16 protein-coding genes are annotated in these 19,726 nt (G+C 32.2%); 3 read left to right on the forward strand and 13 right to left on the reverse strand.

Annotation, left to right across the window (positions count from 1 at the left end; all coding sequences use genetic code 11):
- Positions 1–3: 3 nt before the first annotated feature.
- From AC0N0V_RS13630 to AC0N0V_RS13685, 12 genes are all read right to left on the reverse strand, one after another.
- A complete protein-coding gene (locus tag AC0N0V_RS13630) occupies positions 4–1,875 on the reverse strand; it encodes a sigma-54-dependent Fis family transcriptional regulator (protein ID WP_474458563.1) in 1,872 nt (623 codons plus the stop codon).
- Between the two features lie 13 nt (positions 1,876–1,888).
- Entirely contained in the window at positions 1,889–2,482 is a 594-nt protein-coding gene (gene cobC / locus AC0N0V_RS13635; protein WP_474458564.1) for an alpha-ribazole phosphatase, read from the reverse strand.
- Positions 2,475–3,575: a DVU_1551 family NTP transferase gene (locus tag AC0N0V_RS13640; protein ID WP_474458565.1), complete on the reverse strand. Its 1,101-nt coding sequence runs from the start codon at positions 3,573–3,575 to the stop codon at positions 2,475–2,477. Before AC0N0V_RS13640 ends, cobC begins: the two co-directional genes overlap by 8 nt.
- Positions 3,575–4,621, reverse strand: a complete 1,047-nt coding sequence (locus tag AC0N0V_RS13645; RefSeq protein ID WP_474458566.1) for an XdhC family aldehyde oxidoreductase maturation factor — start codon at positions 4,619–4,621, stop codon at positions 3,575–3,577. The genes AC0N0V_RS13640 and AC0N0V_RS13645 overlap by 1 nt, the downstream gene beginning before the upstream one ends.
- Positions 4,622–4,641: 20 nt before the next feature.
- The gene (locus tag AC0N0V_RS13650) at positions 4,642–5,937 is read right to left on the reverse strand and encodes a DVU_1553 family AMP-dependent CoA ligase (protein WP_474458567.1); all 1,296 of its coding nucleotides are present in this window, start codon (positions 5,935–5,937) and stop codon (positions 4,642–4,644) included.
- Positions 5,938–6,104: 167 nt separating this feature from the next.
- Positions 6,105–7,454 carry a radical SAM (seleno)protein TrsS gene (gene trsS / locus AC0N0V_RS13655; protein WP_474458568.1) on the reverse strand — a complete coding sequence of 450 codons (1,350 nt, stop codon included), beginning with the start codon at positions 7,452–7,454 and terminating at the stop codon, positions 6,105–6,107.
- Between the two features lie 2 nt (positions 7,455–7,456).
- Entirely contained in the window at positions 7,457–7,909 is a 453-nt protein-coding gene (locus AC0N0V_RS13660) for a DVU_1555 family C-GCAxxG-C-C protein (protein ID WP_474458569.1), read from the reverse strand.
- Positions 7,902–8,636: a DVU_1556 family methyltransferase gene (trsM, locus tag AC0N0V_RS13665; RefSeq protein WP_474458570.1), complete on the reverse strand. Its 735-nt coding sequence runs from the start codon at positions 8,634–8,636 to the stop codon at positions 7,902–7,904. Before trsM ends, AC0N0V_RS13660 begins: the two co-directional genes overlap by 8 nt.
- 1 nt (position 8,637) lies before the next feature.
- Positions 8,638–8,844 carry a DVU_1557 family redox protein gene (locus tag AC0N0V_RS13670; protein ID WP_474458571.1) on the reverse strand — a complete coding sequence of 69 codons (207 nt, stop codon included), beginning with the start codon at positions 8,842–8,844 and terminating at the stop codon, positions 8,638–8,640.
- A gap of 2 nt (positions 8,845–8,846) precedes the next feature.
- Positions 8,847–11,123 carry a pyridine nucleotide-disulfide oxidoreductase/dicluster-binding protein gene (locus AC0N0V_RS13675; RefSeq protein WP_474458572.1) on the reverse strand — a complete coding sequence of 759 codons (2,277 nt, stop codon included), beginning with the start codon at positions 11,121–11,123 and terminating at the stop codon, positions 8,847–8,849.
- A 247-nt stretch (positions 11,124–11,370) separates the two neighbouring features.
- A complete protein-coding gene (locus tag AC0N0V_RS13680; protein WP_474458573.1) occupies positions 11,371–14,100 on the reverse strand; it encodes a molybdopterin-dependent aldehyde oxidoreductase in 2,730 nt (909 codons plus the stop codon).
- Between the two features lie 39 nt (positions 14,101–14,139).
- Positions 14,140–15,171, reverse strand: coding sequence for a molybdopterin-binding protein (locus tag AC0N0V_RS13685; RefSeq protein ID WP_474458574.1), 1,032 nt, complete (start codon positions 15,169–15,171; stop codon positions 14,140–14,142).
- Positions 15,172–15,768: 597 nt separating this feature from the next.
- Here AC0N0V_RS13685 and AC0N0V_RS13690 point away from each other — a divergent pair.
- Complete coding sequence (locus AC0N0V_RS13690) at positions 15,769–16,638, forward strand: SDR family oxidoreductase (protein WP_474458575.1); 870 nt, start codon at positions 15,769–15,771, stop codon at positions 16,636–16,638.
- Between the two features lie 257 nt (positions 16,639–16,895).
- Here AC0N0V_RS13690 and AC0N0V_RS13695 read toward each other — a convergent pair whose 3' ends face one another.
- The gene (locus tag AC0N0V_RS13695) at positions 16,896–17,738 is read right to left on the reverse strand and encodes an MBL fold metallo-hydrolase (protein WP_474458576.1); all 843 of its coding nucleotides are present in this window, start codon (positions 17,736–17,738) and stop codon (positions 16,896–16,898) included.
- Between the two features lie 267 nt (positions 17,739–18,005).
- On the opposite strand from AC0N0V_RS13695, the gene AC0N0V_RS13700 reads away from it, so the two are divergent.
- Together AC0N0V_RS13700 and AC0N0V_RS13705 are read left to right on the forward strand one after the other, a co-directional pair.
- On the forward strand, positions 18,006–18,764 hold the full coding sequence (locus AC0N0V_RS13700) for a DeoR/GlpR family DNA-binding transcription regulator (protein WP_474458577.1): 759 nt from the start codon (positions 18,006–18,008) through the stop codon (positions 18,762–18,764).
- 12 nt (positions 18,765–18,776) lie between these two features.
- Positions 18,777–19,661 carry a Cof-type HAD-IIB family hydrolase gene (locus AC0N0V_RS13705; RefSeq protein ID WP_474458578.1) on the forward strand — a complete coding sequence of 295 codons (885 nt, stop codon included), beginning with the start codon at positions 18,777–18,779 and terminating at the stop codon, positions 19,659–19,661.
- Positions 19,662–19,726 lie beyond the last annotated feature (65 nt).

Raw genomic sequence — 19,726 nt, forward strand, 5'->3', positions numbered from 1 at the left:
TTTTTAAGTATGTATTTCATATTTCTTAATCTTGCTATACAACGTATTTCTCCTTATTCCTAAAGCTTCCGCTGAGTGGGATATATTTCCTTTAAATCTTCTTAGCACTTTAATTAAATGCTCCCTTTCAGCATACTCTAATCTTAAATATTCCTTGTTAATGTTTACAGGAATTTTATCCTCACATTTTTCTTCGCCAAAGTAACCTTCTGGCACAGATTCTGTATTTATAATAAGCTCAACAATATTTTCAAGCTCTCTTATATTGCCAGGCCAATTGTAGTTCATCATTTTTTTTAGGTACTCTTCTGGTATGACTAAATCTTTTTTATTGAGTCTCTTAGCTATCACGCATAGAAAATGCTTTGTTAAAAGAGGTATATCCCCTTTTCTTTCTCTCAATGGTGGCAGATAAATAGGCAATACATTAAGTCTGTAATACAAATCTTTCCTAAACCTACCAAGTTCTACTTCTTTCTTTAAATCTTTATTGGTGGCTGCCATAATTCTTACATCTACTGATATACATTTTGAACCACCTACTTTTGTTATTATTCCTTCTTGTACAACTCTTAAAAGTTTTGTTTGCATATCAAGAGGCATTTCCCCAATTTCGTCTAGCATTATAGTTCCTCCATTAGCTAATTCGAACTTTCCAATATTCCCCCCTTTTTTTGCTCCTGTAAAGGCTCCTTCTTCATATCCGAAAAGTTCTGATTCCATAAGTTCTTTTGGAATAGCACCACAGTTTAACGCTATAAAAGGGCCATCTGATCTATTGCTGTAATTATGAATTGACTGTGCGAACAGTTCTTTTCCTGTACCGCTTTCTCCCATAATAAGGATAGTTGACTTACTATCTGAAATTCTTTTTGCATACTCGATTACTTTCATAAAATTTTCATCTTGTCCAATTATTTTATCAAAAGTATAGTACGCCTGACCGTTATTCTTTTTCTTTGCATTTTTTATCTCTTCAAATACATATACTATATCAACATCATCTTTTCCAAAATTATATACAGGACTTGCAGTTAAGTGACACCGAAACTTATTTCTCAGTGCTAAAACATTAACCCCTTGAGAAATGCTTCTTCCTAGATATATATCACTTTTTATCTTATTCCAATCTTCTATAAGCTCTTTCATTCCATTTTTTTTGAGTTCCTCACTAGTTCTACTAAACATATTTATTGCTTTTTCATTACAAATTTCTATCTTTCCGTTTATATCAGATGTTATTATAGCAATTGGGATTGAATCAAATACTGTTTTTTTATGTTTTCTATTCATATCTTTCATTGCATGATACTCTTTTACTTTCAGCATTTCCTCTATCGTATTTGAAGCTGCAATAACCATACCTAATGTGTGAGGATGCACACATTCAATATATCCAGTGAGATTCAGTACTCCCATGAGTTTTCCTTTACTATCTTGTATTGGTGCCGCAGAACAAGTCCATTTATGATATGCATTAATATAATGCTCATTTCCTGAAACTTGTATTGGTGAGTTCGCTTTTATAACCATACTCATTGCATTAGTCCCTATACTTTCTTCATTCATGAAAGCTCCTGGAACCATTCTCATAGAAAATGCATTTGAGAGTATTTCTTCATCTCCTATAGCATTTAGTATACACCCTTCTTCATCTGTAAGCAGTGCAAAAAAGTTTGATCCTCTTACAAAATTAATTAGTTTTTCCATATATGGTGCTGCTGTTAATATTAAATTTCTGTTAAGTGTAAATCTTTTTTGTAGCTCCGTATCTTGTATAAATTTATTACTAAAAATTTGATTTGGTTTTATACCAATATTTTTACACCTTTCATGAGATAGTTCTATATCAGATTCACAAGTAACTTTTGTCATAATATCAGTCCCCTTACATTATAACTTTCCAATTCCATCTTTCATATTCATCATCCCAGAAAATTTCATTGATACAACCATAATCTTGAATAATTTTAAATGCATCACTAATTGGAATTGATAAAATATTACTTAATATAGCCCTATTTACCCCTGCATGAGTAACTATAAGTACATTTCCTATACTATTTTTCAAAATCGCCTTAAAAGCAGGAATAACTCTCTTCTTTAGCTGCTGAAAACTTTCTCCACCAGGTGTTACAAAAGTGTCTATATTTTCTCCTCTATCCTTGAATTGTTCTGGAAAAAAACTTTTTATATAGCTAAAGGTTTTTCCTTCCCACTGACCTAAATTTATCTCTATAAGTTCTTTCATTAAAATTATCTCTACATTTCTATTTTCCAAAATTATATCTGAAGTTTGAATACATCTTCTTAAAGGACTTACATATACTTTTTCAATATCTATCTTCGAAAAAAGACTTTTAAGTTTTTGGGCTTGTACAATTCCCTCTTCACTCAACACTAAATCTGTAACCCCCACATAACGCTTTTCTTCACCTATATCTATTTTACCATGTCTTACCAAATAAATCTTTCTATTCATAATAAAATTTCTTTCCTATTATATTTTCTATTTTCTCCATTATCTTTTTTGCTTCACTAAATCTCTGTTTAATTTTGCTTGAAGCTTCAAAATCTTCATTTAATAAACGACTAGAAAATCTACTTTCAAGAGATACAAACTTATCCTCTTTTACAAGTTTATCTGCTAAGAATAATATTTCATTTTCAGTAATATTTCCATTTTCATCTACTTTTATATCCATGTGGGTAGATATTATGTTGCCTATATACTCATACCCAAGATTTATCAATATTTCTTCTCCTATTCTTGCATGGTTTTTTGACCTTCTAGCTATATCATGGAGTAATGCCGCAGCCTCTGTTACATTTTCATCAAAATCATATCCATTTTTATTTAATTGTTTTAAAATCTCCAAAGCCATGTGTGAGACTTTAGCGCAATGCTTTACTACATTATCAGGCACATCATATCCATTTAAAATACAATAACATTCTTCCCGATTTGGTGCCTTATGATTAAAATATTCAAGTAACCTTACATAATCTTCCTTAGAATCCATATCCATTACTGTACCCTTATCAAATACAGGAACATTTATAGAGTCTTCTGTAAACCTATTAAGTACATTTTTTAGCCCACCCTCTTCATGACAGTTCATTATAATATCTTTATATTTACAATCTATAAGAGGTGGATGCCCATTCTTATTATTAAAGCTTGGATATATAATACCTTTAGTCCCTTGTAAATATTTATCTTTTAAAATTCCTATGGTATGTTTTTTAACAAGTGGAATATCTACTGGAAGCATAAAGAATGCATTAACATCATCTTCTATAACCTCCAAGGCTTTTATTACTGAGGAATACATACCCTGAGAAAAATTCTTATTTTCAATACATCTAACTCCTGAGCCTTTTAGCACTTCTATTATTTCCTCTCCCCTATGTCCAACTACAGCTATGATATTATTGATTCCTGAAAACTTAAAAGTGTTAACTGCAGTTTCAATTGCAGTATATTCTCCAAATTTTAAAAGTGGTTTAAAATCTCCCATTCTTGAAGAATATCCTGCTGACAATATTATAGCAGCAAAGTTATCTTTCTTCATTATTGGAGTGATCTCCTAACTTTAATAAGCTCTGCCGCAATACTTACTGCTATTTCTTCAGGAGTTTGAGCAGATATTGGAAGCCCTATTGGACAACATACTCTTTCAGTATCTTTTATACTATATCCTTCATTTAAAAGGCAGTTATAAACAAAGTCTCTTTTTGTCTTACTTCCTATCATGCCTATATACTTTGCATCAGTTTTAAGCATTTGAGCTAATACTTCTTTGTCAAAAGAATGACCTCTTGTAACTATTATAATAAAACTCCTATAATCTACATCTATATAATCAAATAATGTATCAAAAGAAGGAATTACTTTTACCTCGTCAGCAGTCTTAAATCTTTCTCTATTTGCAAACTCTTCTCTATCATCTAAAACTACTGTCTTAAAGTCCAACATTTTAGTTAAATCTGCAATTTTTTGTGATACATGTCCAGCACCTAATATATATACTGTTTCATAGCTAAAGATAGGTTCTATCAAATATTCCTCTGTCTCTTTAGTCATCTTCTGGAAAATAATAGTTTTAAAATCTTCTCTTATTTTTCTAAGTATATACTGAACTCTATCATTCTCTTGCCCAAAAAAATCTGTTTCTGTACATATCCATTTATCGATTCCTCTTACAGCCTTTCCTTCCTCAGGTATCCTTGTTATAAGCGTAAAATTGATGCCTTTTCTCTTAAGCGCTAATGCCTTTTCATATATCTCTATCATTTCATTGTCACTATGATCCATATATTCTAAAAGTAATTTAACATCTCCTCCGCATGCTGCTCCTAATGCCGAGGCTCCTTCGTTAGTCAAAGAAAACTTTCTAGTTATAGCATTGCCATTTTCAAAGACCTTTGAAGATAACTTAATAGCCATGGCTTCAAATATCCCTCCACCTATAGTTCCTATAATTGAAAAATCCTTTTTAATTATCATCTTTGTCCCTTGCTCCCTAGGAGCAGAACCTGATTTGTCTAGAATTGTAGCCAATATAAAGTTTTCCTTTTTATTCAAAAGTTCACAAATCATTTCATACATATCATTCATAATTAAACCTTCTTTCAATATTAATATATTTTTCTCTTTATCATACTATTTTTTATCTCTATAGTTTCTCTTGAATAATCTAGCGTAATTTGTATAGCATCCTTATTTAATCCTTCCTTCACAGACGATATATTCCTAATGCTGTCCATTATTTTCTGTGATGAACTATAAAACTTATCTTCATCTAATGTAATTAATTCTATGAAGATTTTGTTTTTATCTTTTACATAAACTTTATAATTTACAACTTCTGTAAAGCACAAGATGGCTTCATCTAAATCTCTCATATAAATAGCTATATTTTTATCAACTATAATTGCATTCTCTATTCTTCCAAGAACCCTTTTCATTGTTTTCAAAAAAGTGCCACAAGTACAAGACTCCGAACTAAAGCAAGCTATATCTCCAGTTTTATACCTTATTAAAGGCATCCCTTCTCTCGTGAGAGTTGTAAACACCACTTCTCCGTATTCCCCGGTTTTTACCCTTTTACCTGTAATTGAATCTATTATCTCAAAATACAAATCTGCTTCTCTCATATGGTAACCATTTAATGCTTCACACTCTACTCCTCCTCCATACCCCATTTCTGTCATGCCATAATGGGTAAAAACTTTACACTGAAATTTATTCGTAATTTCTCTTATTAAAGTTTCTGGCACATAATCTGTACTTAAAAGAATTTTTTCTATATTATCTTTAAATACTCCACTTTCAGCTCTACTCAAGTGAAGCAATTGTATAGGGATTCCAACAATACAATTTACGCCTTTTTCCTTTATTAAATTTGCAGTATTCCTTGTATTTACAAGTACTCCTTCTACATAACATTCTATATCTACTTCTTTTAAAGCCTTTTTAAGCAGATCTCCGATAGTTCCATATGATTCTCCCGGTAAAAGCACCAAAACTTTATCACCTTTATCTACTAAACAACTCATACCATGCTTAAAAAAGTCAATTGTAAGCCGCAAATCCTTCTCTGTAAAAAATATTCTTTTTTCCTCACCGCTTGTACCTGAACTTCTTAAGGTTACTATCCTAGCAATCTCGCTTTGAGGAACACATAAAAAACTAGGTGGATTATCTCTTATATCATGAGGCAAAGTAAAAGGAATATTTCCAAACTCTTCAAAAGAATTTATAGTACTTTCGTGAATATTCTTTAAGTGTTCCTTATAAAACTTACTATGTTTTTTAGCATAAGCTATTACTTCTTTTATTTTATTCAGTTGATATTGTTCTAACTCTTTTCTATCTCCTTGCTCTATAAAAGTTTTATCTATTATCCATTTTTCAATAGGTGTTAATTTCATTTTAATTTCCATCCCATGTAGAATAAATTTGCTTAAGCAGAATTATACTAGTTGCTAGTGCTAAAGCTTAAAACGTTGATACAAGAAAGTTAACTATAAGACTAATCGCTTCCATAAATGGTATTAGTTCAATTACTAGCAATTTGATATTAAACTATAACTTTGTTTTAATAGTTTCTATAAATATAGTTACCCTGTACATCTGTAATATTATATAGGCAAAAGGGTATAAGTTTTCCCTCAGGACTCACCACATGAATACAACAATCCCTAACTCTTTCTAAATCTATATTCCATACATCCTGAAAAGCCATCGCAGATATGCTAAAAGAATAGTTTTTTATACTATATAATATTTCATCCCAACTCATTGCTTTTTTAGAGTTTAATTTACCATTAAAGCTATCTAATTTTCTAGCTGACCAGTTTCTTGAAACAAATTCTTTTGATTTTTTAGCTCCTTCTTCTGCTTTCTCAGATTGTCCACAGCAGCTACTTGATTTGTTTGTAATATTTATAATCTCATCTTTGCTTTTATATATATAATTACCATGAAAAGAACATAAAGCATTTTCACATCCAGGAGGCTTCATACTGCTTGTTTTAAATTTACCATTTGTTTGCTCTTGTATGTTATCCATTATTTCTGGAAGTGTAATTCTATGTTCATCCTTTGGAATGCTAGGTATCCTTCCGAAATAACTTACAGGTTGAAAATGTACTCCTCTTACCGTATCTATATTATCTAATGCAAAATCTATTATTTTTCCTATATTATCTGAATTCACTCCAGGTACTACAGTTGGAACTAGCACCACACCTATACCATATTTACTGCAATTTTCTACTGCTTTTATTTTTAATTCTAGTAGCTCTCTCCCTCTCAATTTTTTATATATGGAGTCCTCCATACCATCAAACTGTAAAAAGATTGAATCTAAACCTGCTTCTTTAAGTTTTCTAACATATTCTTGGTCCTGTGCTATACGTATTCCATTAGTATTTACTTGTATAAATTTAAATCCTAGCTTTTTTCCGAGCTGTATTATTTGCGGTAAGTCATTCCTCACTGTAGGTTCGCCTCCAGAGAGTTGAATATTGCATCTACCAGAATATTTTAAAACTGTTTCATATAGAAACTTTATTTTCTCCACAGAAGGGTCTTCTTCTTTATTACTATAGGAATCAGCAAAACAAAAGCTACATCTTAAATTGCATCTTTGAGTAACTTCTATTAGCGCCGTACAGGTATTCTGTCTATGCTCACTACAAAGGCCACAATCAAAAGGACATCCATCTTGAACTAATGTATTAGGGCTTTCTATATAGGCTCTTTCCTTATTTCTAATCCAACCTTCTATAGGAGTACTTCCACTCCATAAAATAGTCTTAAAGCATCCGTGCTCCGGGCAATGCTTTTCCATATATACTTTGTTATCTTCTAAAATTTTTTCTGCGTTAATTTTCTTTAAGCAATGGGGACATAGACTTTCAGTTTTTGAAATTACCTTCCTCATAATTAATCTCTATCTCCAAATTCATATCCATATTGATATAATATTTCTTGTATCTTTTCATAACTCTTTTGTAATATGTCCCCACATTTTACTGGATAGGTTATGTTTCCTGTATCATCGCTTATACTTTGAATTCCTATTATATCTCCACACTCTGTGCTTTCAAATTCCTCCTCGAACCAAGTCATGTATTCTTTCATCATTGCATTATAGTTTTCTTTATAAAGCTCTCTTGCTTCTCCTTTACCAGCATAAAGTCCTATAATTGCTATTCCTCCTGTAAGTACTCCACAGGTTTTTTTAGTATAACCTATACCAGCACATAATCCATTTACAGCTCTAATTAAATCTATATTTTCCTTTTCCTCATCTTCTAAAGCCAATTTCAGCATTATCTGAGTACAGCAAAAACCTACTGCCGCTAATTTATATATGCGAAAAGCCGTATCATTCACAGTATTTATCCCCTTTCCTAGCTATCATAATAAAATATCCAGGTTTACAATTTCTTAGCATACTCTCAAACTTATATCCATCTACACTACATTCTGTAGCCTCATTCCAAAACCTCCCCATTGTTCCATAGGAAAATATGGTTTTAACTAAGAGTTCCTTAAGCAAATTGGTACAATCCTCTTGAAGAATTATTTTGAAACCTTGTTTTTCTAATCTTTCTGTTAGCAAATTTAAGTCATGTAATCCTCTCACACAGCTATTAAATGAAAATTGGTTAAGTTCATTTATATAACTCGGATTTTTAGCATACACATCCGTAATAACAAACCATCCATTGTTTTTTAATAATCTAAATACTTCACTTATAGTACTGTCTAAGTCACTCATGAGGGATAAAGTACATTCTGCAAATATCCCATGGAAACTTTCATCTTCAAGTGTTATTTTCTCTCCTATTCCCAAAATAAAATTAGCATAACTATATTTTTCTCTTGCAATGTCAATTAATTTTTGGGAAGGATCTATTCCAACGGCTTTAATGCCATATTTTTCATATAAGTGATTAACAGTAGCACCCATTCCACAGCCTAAGTCTAGTATGGAATCTTCTGCAGAAAAATTGCAGAACTGCACTCCTTTGTCCGTTAAGCTAAAACCTCCTGGCCTTAAGGTTTGTCCCATTACTTTTTTCATATTTTCATTTTCATATGCATTACAGCACTTCACACTATTTATCCTCCAGCCCCTTTTCTACCTCAAGCATTTTCCCTAGAGCTAGCTCTTCCTCTATAATCACGATATTACAGTTCGGGCACTGCATGAGCTCTACCTCAAAATTTCCACCTAAATAACGAACCTTAACCTGACGAAGTTCTAATTCTTTTTTGCACTTATCACATATCCATGGAGTATTCTGTTCCTTATTAATATTCATAGTTATTCCTCCATAACTTCCATTCTGTGACTATAAACACTAGCAACCAATATTCCTTCCTTTTTTTCAATATACTTTACCCAATAAGTTACATTGTTAATTCTAAGTCTTGCCAAATAACTTGAGTCTAAGGGATTAAAAAATCTTTCTTTATTCTTTTGAGCATTGTTAATTACCTTTTCAATATCTTCCATAAGAATTAATCTATCTTCCATTTGTTTTTGCACTTCTTCTGATATTAATAAATTCAAATCCGAATCTTCTTTTAAATTCTTTACTTGTTCCTCATGCCAAAGTTCTTTTAATAATTTAAGTTTCAATTGACTTCTATTTTTATGCCTTTCCGATAAAGTAGGTCCTTCTCTTAAAGCAGCTTTTTCTAAATCATTTCCAAATATCAAATCTAAAATATGAAAAGTTCTCTTTCCTTCTCCTACAAATAAATCTCTGCACATTGAACAGTAAACTAAGAAATCCTCATTACTTTCACTTATCCTATCCTTTACAAATTCCTTAGCCTGATCTTTATTAGCAAAATATACTAATCCTCCATAGCCACAGCACTTTGTTTTTTCCCTTGAAAATTCAAGTTCTTTTATTTCATATCCTAGTTCACTTGCTATTTCTCTCACACTGTCGTGAATTTTTTCATTATATCTTGTGGCACAAGCATCGTGCACATTTAAAATAGGATTTTTATTTTTTTCATTATTTTCAGGAACACCATATTTTCTTATCATTTCCCATAATGAGACAAAGCTTATATTTGGTAAATATTTTTCAAAGATACTGCAACAGCTCGAACAAGCTAAAATAAAAGTTGGTTTACCCATACTAGCCCACATATTTTCAATATATTCCTTGTTCTTATGCATCAAATCCTGTCTTCCTGACCAGTCAGCAGGAGCACCACAACATCCTAACATTAGCCCTACACCAGTATTTATTTTTGAAATTAGATATTTGTATGCTTCTTCAACATATTCTGGATAGGAAGCAGCCAATTGACATCCTGGATAAAACATATATTCTACCTTTTCGTACCCTGGCTGAGTCCTAACCATAGAAAAGTGATCACTATTACTAAATTCCATATCTTTCAGTGCAAAATCATGAGCGGATACAGGCATTTTCTCTCTCTCTACCATGCTTTTACGAGTTTCTTCTATTATATCTTTCATATTTAAGTTTGAAGGACAAACTTCTTCACAAAGCCCACAAAGAGTACAAGAATTAATCATTTTATTTGCATAACGATCTCCAAGCACTATTGTTTCATTATGATTTATTTGTCTTATATATTGTTTTGGAGTAACATTATATTTTCTCAAATGAGCACAAGACTTTACACATTTTAAACATTGACACTTTAAACACCTACTAGCTTCTTCTATTGCTTCTTTGTCACTATATACTAAAGATGTCTTCTTCACTTGATCTAGTATTTCTACATCTTCTAGTTCAAGTTTTAAGGTAGTTTCATAAACCCCTTCATTTTCCCTTGCTGCAGTAATTGAAATCTTTTGAACATATCTATCAATAGATATGGCAGCTCTTTTTCCTGAGCTTACAGATAGTATAACTGATTCATCTTTATTTATAATTTTTCCACCTGCAAATAAAGAAGTGTCTTCTACTTGAAAGGTTTCAGTATTTATTTTTAAAATTTCTTCCCAAGTACCTGTTCCTAGATAAACTGCATCATAACTGCTTAATATCTTTTCTAAATCCTTTACATCTACCTTTTTGTTTAAGTTTATTTGTACTTTCCCTTTATTAAGTATCTGTAATTCTTCTTCTATAACTTCTTTAGAAAGTTGCTCTCCTTGAAAACTCCATAGCCTTCCACCTATTTTTTTACTTTTTTCATATATAGTAACACTATATCCCTTTTTATCTAATTCAAAAGCTGTTGTAATACCACTTATGCCTGCACCTATCACTGCAACTCTTTTACCATTTCTAGGTATAGGAATGTTTTTTTTATTAGAAGAAAAACCTAATTTCAGAACAGCTCTCTCAAGTTCATGTATGTTTACTGCTCCACCAGCTCTCCTTCTTATACATACATTCTCACAAGGATGGTCACATATACTACTTATTATCCTTGTGAAAGGAACTTTTTTAGCCATCACTTTATAAGCTTTTTTAAAATCTCCCTTTTCTATTTCCTCCATGAAGGTCTTTACGTCCATGTGTACAGGGCAAGCTGCTATACAAGCTGAAGGTTCATCTGTAATACATAAATTCTGTTTATTTAATAACTTATTTAAATCCATAAAACTCCTCCCTGTTTAAATAAAAAAGAAGGAATCAGAAAGTTTAAACGGCTAATATACATTTATCCGATGACTACCCGCTCTAATACTCCCACTTCTTTAAGTGGGGGTAAAGAGCGGCTATGTCCCTGGATTCGTTCAACTAAGAATCAGGTGGGGTTGAAACCCCATCTGATTCAAGTGTCACTTCATATCAATTGGATGTTTTGTATTATTTTGATCTGATTCCTTCAAAGGGGCAATTTAATTAGTTCTGTATTTCTTTAAGCCCAGCTAAAATCTTTTCTGGAAGTGCTGGTAGTTTAGTTATACGTACTCCACAAGCGTTATAAATTGCATTAACTATAGCTGCATGAGGTGCTGAAAGAGGCATTTCTCCTGCACCAGAAGCACCATATGGGCCATATGGTCTTGGAGTCTCTACATAAATTATTTCTATATTATCAGGCGCATCCTTAATTTGAGGTATACCACAACCTGTAAGTGTAGTGTGTTTCTTTAAATCTTCAAAGTCTTCACTCAATGCTAATCCTATACCTTGAACTAATCCTCCATATATTTGACCGTCTACTACTAATTTATTTACAATAGTTCCCACATCTGCAATTATAGTAAGTTTCTCTACTTTAGTCTTCCCACTTGCAGTATCAACTTCTACCTCTACCATTAATACTCCATACATATAACATGGGAATGGATTACCTTGACCATTAGTTACATCACAAGCTGTACAAGGTGCTGTCCATTTTCCATCAACCTTTACTGGTATATTTTCAGCTACCATTTCATCATAAGTTCTGTAAGATCCATCAGCTTTTCTCATAGCAGCTAATAAATTTTCACAAGCAACTCTTGTAGCATTTCCTGTTAATACATTAGAACGGCTTCCACCAGCAGGACCACTGTTTGGTGTCTTTTCCATGTCGTTCATAACTAGTTTTATATCTTCAAGCTTAACTCCTAATGGTCTTAAAGTTTCATAAGCAATACTTAAAGTACCCATATCAGCTCCTTGTCCATGATCTTCCCAAGAGTTACCTATTGTAACTCCAGTTGGAGTTAATTCTGCCCATGCTTCTGAAGAATCTGCCCCATCAAGACCTGAACCATAAAGTAGCAATGAAACTCCAACACCATATTTCTTATCTCCGCCATCTTTGTTCTTATCTTGAACATTTTTCTTTGCTTCTTTATATAATGGACGTAGCTTATCTATCATTTCAGGTAAACAAATTACATCTGGAGCATAACCAGTTGGCATTGTAGATCCTTCTCTATATACATTTATATATCTAAGTTCAAGTGGATCTATTGCTATCTTTTCTGCTAATTCATCCATTAGAACTTCTGATGCAAATAAGCTTTGTGGTGAACCATATCCTCTGAAGGCAGAACCCCAAGCATGGTTTGTACATACTGTTCTTCCTTCTCCTCTTATATTTGGTATGTGATATCCTGCGCCTATAAATTGTGTACCTCTCATAGTAAGAAGGTCACCAAACTCTGAATATGGCCCATGGTCTACTGACCAATCACTTTCCATTGCAACAAGCTTTCCATCCTTATCTGCACCAAACTTAACGTTCATGAAGAAAGGCGATCTCTTTCCAGTATAAGTTATTTGTTGATACATATTAAATTCGAGATACACAGGTTTCTTTGTAACTAATGCAGCTACTCCAAGTAAAGCTTCTATGGTAGGGCTGAATTTGTATCCAAAAGTACCTCCTGCAGGATTTTGAACTATAAGAACATCTTTTGCAGGCATTCCTATACCATCCGCTATCATGAGTGCATGGAAATGTAATGCTACACTCTTTGAATGAATAATTAATTTTCCATTTTCATTAAAATATGCAAATCCTACATCTGGTTCTAGTGGTAAATGTGGTTGTCTTCCTACATAAAAATCATCTTCAACTACATAATCTAACTTATCCATTAAAGGTTTAGTATCCTCACCTTTAACTAGATTTGTTTCAAAATAAATATTTGGAGTTCCTGGATGGATTTCTATAGCGTCTTCAGCCATTGCTGCTGGTGCACTCATGTATGCTGGAAGTTCTTCTAATTCAACTTTAACCTTTGCCGCTGCAGCTTCTGCTTGTGATGGATTATCTGCTAGTACCATAGCTATAGCATCGCCGAATTGGAAAACCTTTTTATCATTTAATATAGGTCTCTCTAATCCATCACCTTTATTTGTAGGGAATGCCAATCCATTTATTCTATTAGTTCCAGGAACATCCTTATATGTTATAACTTTATAAACTCCAGGCATCTTCTCTGCTTCTGATGTGTCTATTGATAATATATTAGCATGTGAAACCTTTGCCTGTACTAATTTAATGTGTAAAGTATCTTCAGGAAGTTTTAATCCTAAATCTGCTCCGAAATCCCAAGTTCCAGTTACCTTCGCAACTGCTGATGGACGAATAACTTTTGAACCTAAAATACTTGCTCCTTCAGGTAACTTATACCATATATCTTCTTTCTTTATCTCTCCTCTCATAAGTCTTGCCGCATCCATAACTGCATCTACTAATGGCTTATAACCTGTACATCTACATACATTTCTATTTTTTTGGAACCAATCTCTTACTTCTTCTCTAGTTGGATTTACATTTGAGTCAAGCAAAGCTTTAGCAGAAACTATAAATCCTGGAGAACAAAATCCACATTGTGCAGCACCATGAATCATCCATGTAAGCTGTATTGGATGAAGGTTATTCTTATCACCTATACCTTCAATAGTGATTATCTCTGCTTCATCTGGAACTCTCTTCATTTTGAAAATGCACGCCTTTACAACTTTTCCGTTCATAATAACTGAACAAGCTCCACATTCTCCTTTGCCACAACCTACTTTTGTACCTGTAAGAAGCATCTGCTTTCTTAAAACATCAGCTAATGTTACTTCAGGATCTATAACAATAGTCCTGCTAATACCGTTTACAATTAAAGTCTTCTTTAACATTAAATATCCCCCTTAAAGCCAAATTGTTATATTTAAAATTTAATATAACCCACCTTTACCAAAACTGCAGTTTGGATATCTACAGTTTTCACAACTTGTACACAATCCCCCGTGCCCAAGCTTCACTATATCTGCCTTACTTACTACTTCTCCAGCTACAAGTCTTGGAACTACTAAATCAAAAATAGTTCTTTTGCTATACATAACGCACCCTGGCAAACCTAAAACTGGTATATCACCTATATATGAAAGTAAAAACATAGCTCCCGGTAGTGTCGGAGCACCATATGAAATAATATCTGCTCCAGACTTTCTTATTCCTGTTGGAGTCACATCATCTGGATCAACAGACATTCCCCCTGTAACTGTAACTATATCTACTCCCTCATCTATAAGCATTTTTATAGATTCTGCAATCATATCAGCATCATCTCTTGAAAACATTTGTTTTACTACGCTACATCCTAACTCTTTAAACTTTTTATCAATAACTGGACCGAATTTATCTTTAATTCTTTTATAGAAAATTTCATTTCCTGTGGTTACAATACCTACTTTTAACTTTCTTAAAGGCACTACTTCTATAATAGGTGAGTTCTCTCTACATATATCTTCTACTACCTGTATTCTTTCTTCATTTATAACTAACGGTATTATCCTAGTTCCAGCAATTTTAGTGTTTTCACTTATAAACTGATTCGTATGGAGAGTAGCAAACATAATTTCATCAATACTATTTATTTTCTCTAATGCTTTAAAATTCACTTTTAGTAATCCAGTATACTCTGAAGTTAGGTTGACTTTCCCTTCCGATGGTTCGGAGAAAACTATCCCCTTCCCTGCTGCAGCTTTAGCCATCCTTATAGCAGCTTCATTTTCATGTAAATATCCTTTGTTAAACTCCATAATATAAATATGTTCTTTTCCCATACTTAAAAGCCTAGATATATCTTCACTTTGTATAATATGTCCTTTCTTAAAAGCAACACCTTTAGACTTCCCTGGAATGATTTCGGTCATATCGTGTGCCAATACCATTCCAACTGCATCTTCTACACGTAATAGTTCCATTTTTTATCATCCTCTCATGTATCTTAAATTTTCTAAATAAACAGAGTTCTTGGCATCGGATGGAGTTTTAACTCCACCTGATGCTTAGAAATCGTTATTCAGGGACGTAGCCGCTCTTTACTCCCACCTTGGAGAAAAGCAGATATCCCAAATCTCTGATTTGGTGATAGTCGCTTTCACAGAGTGCGAGGGAGTATTAGAGCGGGTAGTCATCGGATAAATATACCTGGTAAATAATCTCCGGTAATTCTATCAGGTTTTTATCAGCAGTGGGTCATTAGACTTCCCTTACTTGATAACTACGTCCTGTGCCAATTTAATTTTAATTATATATATTATTTAAATAGCAATAAATATACCAATAGTTAAAATATGGAATTAAGTGCATTCCTTTTTTCACCCCAATTTTTTGTTCATTTTTTACACAAATACTTCTAAAATTCCTGTTCAATTTTTGAGCATTGTTTCATTTTCGAACATAACTTTTTCAAAAACACTTTACAGTATAAATAAATATAATAACTGTAGACACTTTTTAGAAAAACTGCTAGTATAGTAGAAAAAATAGTATACTAGCAACAAAGGAAGGATATAGATATGGACACGATATTAATTACTGGAGCAGATGGTTTTTTTGCTTCTAGATTTATTCAATATTACAAGGATAAATATAATATAATTGCACTTAATCGTAGCGCACTAGATATATCAGATGAAGAAAAAACTATAATAAAAATAATGGAAATTAAACCTACATACCTAATTCATGCAGCTGCAATATCTGATACTGGTACCTGTGAGAGAGACCCTGAACTATCATATAATGTAAATGTTAAGGGCTCAGTTAATATAGCAAAAGGATGTGCTGAATCAAAAACAAAACTTCTATATTTAAGTTCTGATCAAGTTTATAACGGCAATATTGAGGCTGGTCCTTACGGAGAAGATATTATGGCTATGCCCAATACTGTGTATGGCAACCATAAAATTGAAGCAGAAAATTCTATTTGTAAAATAGTAGAGGATGCTGTTATTCTTAGACTTACTTGGCTTTTTAGCCTACCTGAAAGACATAAAAAAATAAATCCTAATATAGTTTGGAATGTAGTTAAATCCGCATTAAAGGCTCAATGCTTAACACTTCCTACGAATGAATACAGAGGAATAACCTATGTGTACGACTTGGTAGAAAACTTCAATAAAATTTTACTTTTACCCAGCGGAATATATAATGTAGGTAGTGAAAATAACTTAAGTACATATGAGACAGGACGAGTAGTTCTTGAAAAAATGGGGTTAGGCCACAGAATTGAAGAACTCCTAGTAAGAGATGAAGAAAGATACTCGAAACGTAGTAGAGATTTAAGAATATGTAATAGTAAGCTTGCAAATTATGATATATATTTCTCAAGCAACGAAGAATCTATTAGTAAATGCCTAAATGATTTCTTATATAAGATAATATAAGTCTAGAAATGAAGATTTAATTAATCTCTATTAATTATCGGTTTCAATTTTCTTTTGAAATTAAAAATTCTTAAAATATATTGTTAACCGAAAAGGTCGTGCTTATTAAAACAGCACGACCTTTTAAAAACTCTTATTAACGAATAAAAGGAACTACTTGCTAACTAAGTGCATCTTCCAACCATTGAGGATTCATCTTTAAAATATCAGTTGGTAAATTATTTATTGAAAAATAACGTAATTCAAGAGTTTCAGGCTTAGATATAGATTTCAGTTCCCGTTCTTATATATTGAATTCTATCTCCCAGGAGACCTTTTAATTTATGATAAGCTTTCTCTCCAGTGCAATGCCCTGTGTATACATTCTCTATCTTTTCCTTAATAATTTTACTAGCAACTAAATCAATCTCGTCTTGCGATGCAGTAAATATGTCTAGTGCTGGTATCTTAGTTAAATGAAATCCACCTATAAGAGATTTTATTTTTTCATATGTGAAAGAGTCTCTAACTGCTTCTATCATATTAGAAGTTCCGTTATGAGAACACCCTGTAAAAATAGATATATCATTGTTCTCTTTAATAACCATAATTAATTCATGTCTAAAGTCATCCTTAACTATTTTGTTCTCTTCTTTTGAAAATAAATATTTATTACCCTCAGGAGTTTTATGATTTCTCTGTATTTTCGTGATGATAAAGATATCCTCCATTATTTCAGTAAAGCTTTCAATGTATTCTATTCTGCTTGAATACTTTCTAAACACCTCCTCTTGAATTCCAATACTCTTCTTAAAAAGTATATTCCCTGAATAATATTCTCCATAAACTTTCTTTTTCATGAACACTTTTGCCTTATCGTTTATTTTTAAAAAAGGTAAAAGTCCGCCTCCATGGTCAGAATGCCCATGTGAAAGTACTACAGCATCTACTTCTTCTAAATTTATCCCTAGTTTCTGTGCATTAATAATAAAATTATCAGTTTTTCCAGTATCAAATAGTATGCGTTTATCACCTTTTTCTATATGTATAGATAAGCCGTGTTCATCAATCAAGCCCTCCACTTGACCCTTTGTATTCTCTATAAGTACATTTACTCTCATATTTTTCCCCCTACATAATTTTACCTTATTTGATTTAATCATATTACAATACTTAACCAAATACAAATACTATACTTTTAATGTTATAAATCTTAGTATTTTATTAAGTGATTTAAGTTAGATTTTGAAGTTATACCTTTATATATTTTTCATAATAACATTGTGAATGACTTATACTTACTTACAAATACTTATAAACTATTGACAAACCACTTAAACTTCATTAGAATTGACTTATAAGGCACTATTGTTTTAGAGGTGATTGACATGTATCAGGAAGAGAGAATGCAGCTAATATTAGATTATTTAAACAAAAACAAAAGAATAAGCGTAGACGAAATATGTAAGTTATATGACGTTTCAAGGGATACTGCTCGTAGAGATCTGGTTAGCTTAGAAAAACAGGGTGCTATTATTAGAACTCATGGTGGTGCAATACTTCCATTACCAAATGAAGAGGTAAAAAGCTACTCTGAAAGACTGTTATTCGACGTGGAAGAAAAGCATAAAATTGCTAGGTTGAGTGCTTCTCTTATAAAAGAAAGAGATACTGTGATTTTGGATACTTCAACAACAGTTCAAGCATGTGCAGAGCTATTAGAAGACATGGAGTGTAATATAGTCACAAACTCAATAAATGTAGCAGATATACTTTCTAAAAAATCTAAGGTCAAGACCTTTTTGCTTGGTGGAAGATTAAATAATGAACATAGATATTTATGCGGAACCACAACCGTTAGTATGCTATCATATTATTTTGCCGATAAAGCAATCTTAGGTGCATTAGCCATATCTTCCTATGGGGTTACCGTTGCCGATGATGAAGATGCTGCAGTTATGCGAAAGATGATAGAGCAGTCAAAGGAATCTATAGTTTTAGCAGATCATACAAAATTTAATAGAACTGCAACCTTTAAAGTATGCAATCTTTCACAGATAGATTTAATAATTACTGATAGGTATCCAGATAAAGAATTCATGGAAATTTTAAATAAAAACAATGTAAATTTAATAGTAACTGAATAATGCGAGGTGTATATGATGAAGCTAATTGCCACAGATTTAGATGGAACCCTTTTAAACTCAAGTCATGAAGTGAGCAAAGAAAATGCAGAGGCTTTGAGATTAGCTAAGCAAAAAGGAATAGAGATATCAATTGCAACAGGAAGAACCTACTCTGATGCTGTTCATATATGTAAAAAAGCTAATATTAACGCTCATATAATTTCAAACAATGGTTCCTTAGTATTCTCTAAGGAAGGCGAAAAATTAAAATCATGGACTATAGATAAAGATAACATTGAGTATGTGTTTAATTGGCTTAATGAAAATCAATATTTCTATGAGATATCTACAGGTACAAATCTATTTTTACCCTATACCGGTCAAGAACTATTAAAAAGAGACTTCAATATAGCAAAAGTTAATAATCCATCTTTAAGGGATGACATTATCAATAATTTGATAAGTTTAATATATTCTCAAGAAGGTATTAAACTTGTAAAGTGTAAAGACGATATTCTAAAATCAAATTTGGATTTTTGCAGCATAACCGCGGTTTCATTTGATAAAGATAAGCTTAACTTTGGTAGAGATCATTATGGGAAATTCAAAGAGTTATCTATGGTGATTTCAAATGAATATAATTTTGAGTTAGTTAATAAGGAAGCTTCCAAAGGTAATTCTCTAGAACATCTAAGTACTTATCTAGGAATTTCCTTGAACGATGTCGCAGCATTTGGTGATAACTATAACGATATATCTATGTTTAAAAAGGCTGGTATAAGTGTTGCCATGGGAAATGCTGATGATGCCATTAAAAAAATATGTAAACATGTCACTGTACCTAATAATTCTAACGGTGTAGCATATTTTATTAATAAGCTTATAGCTAAATTAAAGATTGAATCCACTCCGGCGTAACCATTTTGGGCGTAACGGTAGGATCCTATAAAACAGGAGCTGAATAATTATCTTATTCAGCTCCT

The sequence above is a fragment of the Clostridium sp. CS1-1 genome, from assembly GCF_056135525.1.

Bases quoted from the DNA above. Each gene is read 5' to 3' on its own strand.
- AC0N0V_RS13630 (WP_474458563.1), bottom strand. From the start codon at position 1,875: ATGACAAAAGTTACTTGTGAATCTGATATAGAACTATCTCATGAAAGG.
- cobC (WP_474458564.1), bottom strand. From the start codon at position 2,482: ATGAATAGAAAGATTTATTTGGTAAGACATGGTAAAATAGATATAGGT.
- AC0N0V_RS13640 (WP_474458565.1), bottom strand. From the start codon at position 3,575: ATGAAGAAAGATAACTTTGCTGCTATAATATTGTCAGCAGGATATTCT.
- AC0N0V_RS13645 (WP_474458566.1), bottom strand. From the start codon at position 4,621: ATGAATGATATGTATGAAATGATTTGTGAACTTTTGAATAAAAAGGAA.
- AC0N0V_RS13650 (WP_474458567.1), bottom strand. From the start codon at position 5,937: ATGAAATTAACACCTATTGAAAAATGGATAATAGATAAAACTTTTATA.
- trsS (WP_474458568.1), bottom strand. From the start codon at position 7,454: ATGAGGAAGGTAATTTCAAAAACTGAAAGTCTATGTCCCCATTGCTTA.
- AC0N0V_RS13670 (WP_474458571.1), bottom strand. From the start codon at position 8,844: ATGAATATTAATAAGGAACAGAATACTCCATGGATATGTGATAAGTGC.
- AC0N0V_RS13675 (WP_474458572.1), bottom strand. From the start codon at position 11,123: ATGGATTTAAATAAGTTATTAAATAAACAGAATTTATGTATTACAGAT.
- AC0N0V_RS13680 (WP_474458573.1), bottom strand. From the start codon at position 14,100: ATGTTAAAGAAGACTTTAATTGTAAACGGTATTAGCAGGACTATTGTT.
- AC0N0V_RS13685 (WP_474458574.1), bottom strand. From the start codon at position 15,171: ATGGAACTATTACGTGTAGAAGATGCAGTTGGAATGGTATTGGCACAC.
- AC0N0V_RS13690 (WP_474458575.1), top strand. From the start codon at position 15,769: ATGGACACGATATTAATTACTGGAGCAGATGGTTTTTTTGCTTCTAGA.
- AC0N0V_RS13695 (WP_474458576.1), bottom strand. From the start codon at position 17,738: ATGAGAGTAAATGTACTTATAGAGAATACAAAGGGTCAAGTGGAGGGC.
- AC0N0V_RS13700 (WP_474458577.1), top strand. From the start codon at position 18,006: ATGTATCAGGAAGAGAGAATGCAGCTAATATTAGATTATTTAAACAAA.
- AC0N0V_RS13705 (WP_474458578.1), top strand. From the start codon at position 18,777: ATGATGAAGCTAATTGCCACAGATTTAGATGGAACCCTTTTAAACTCA.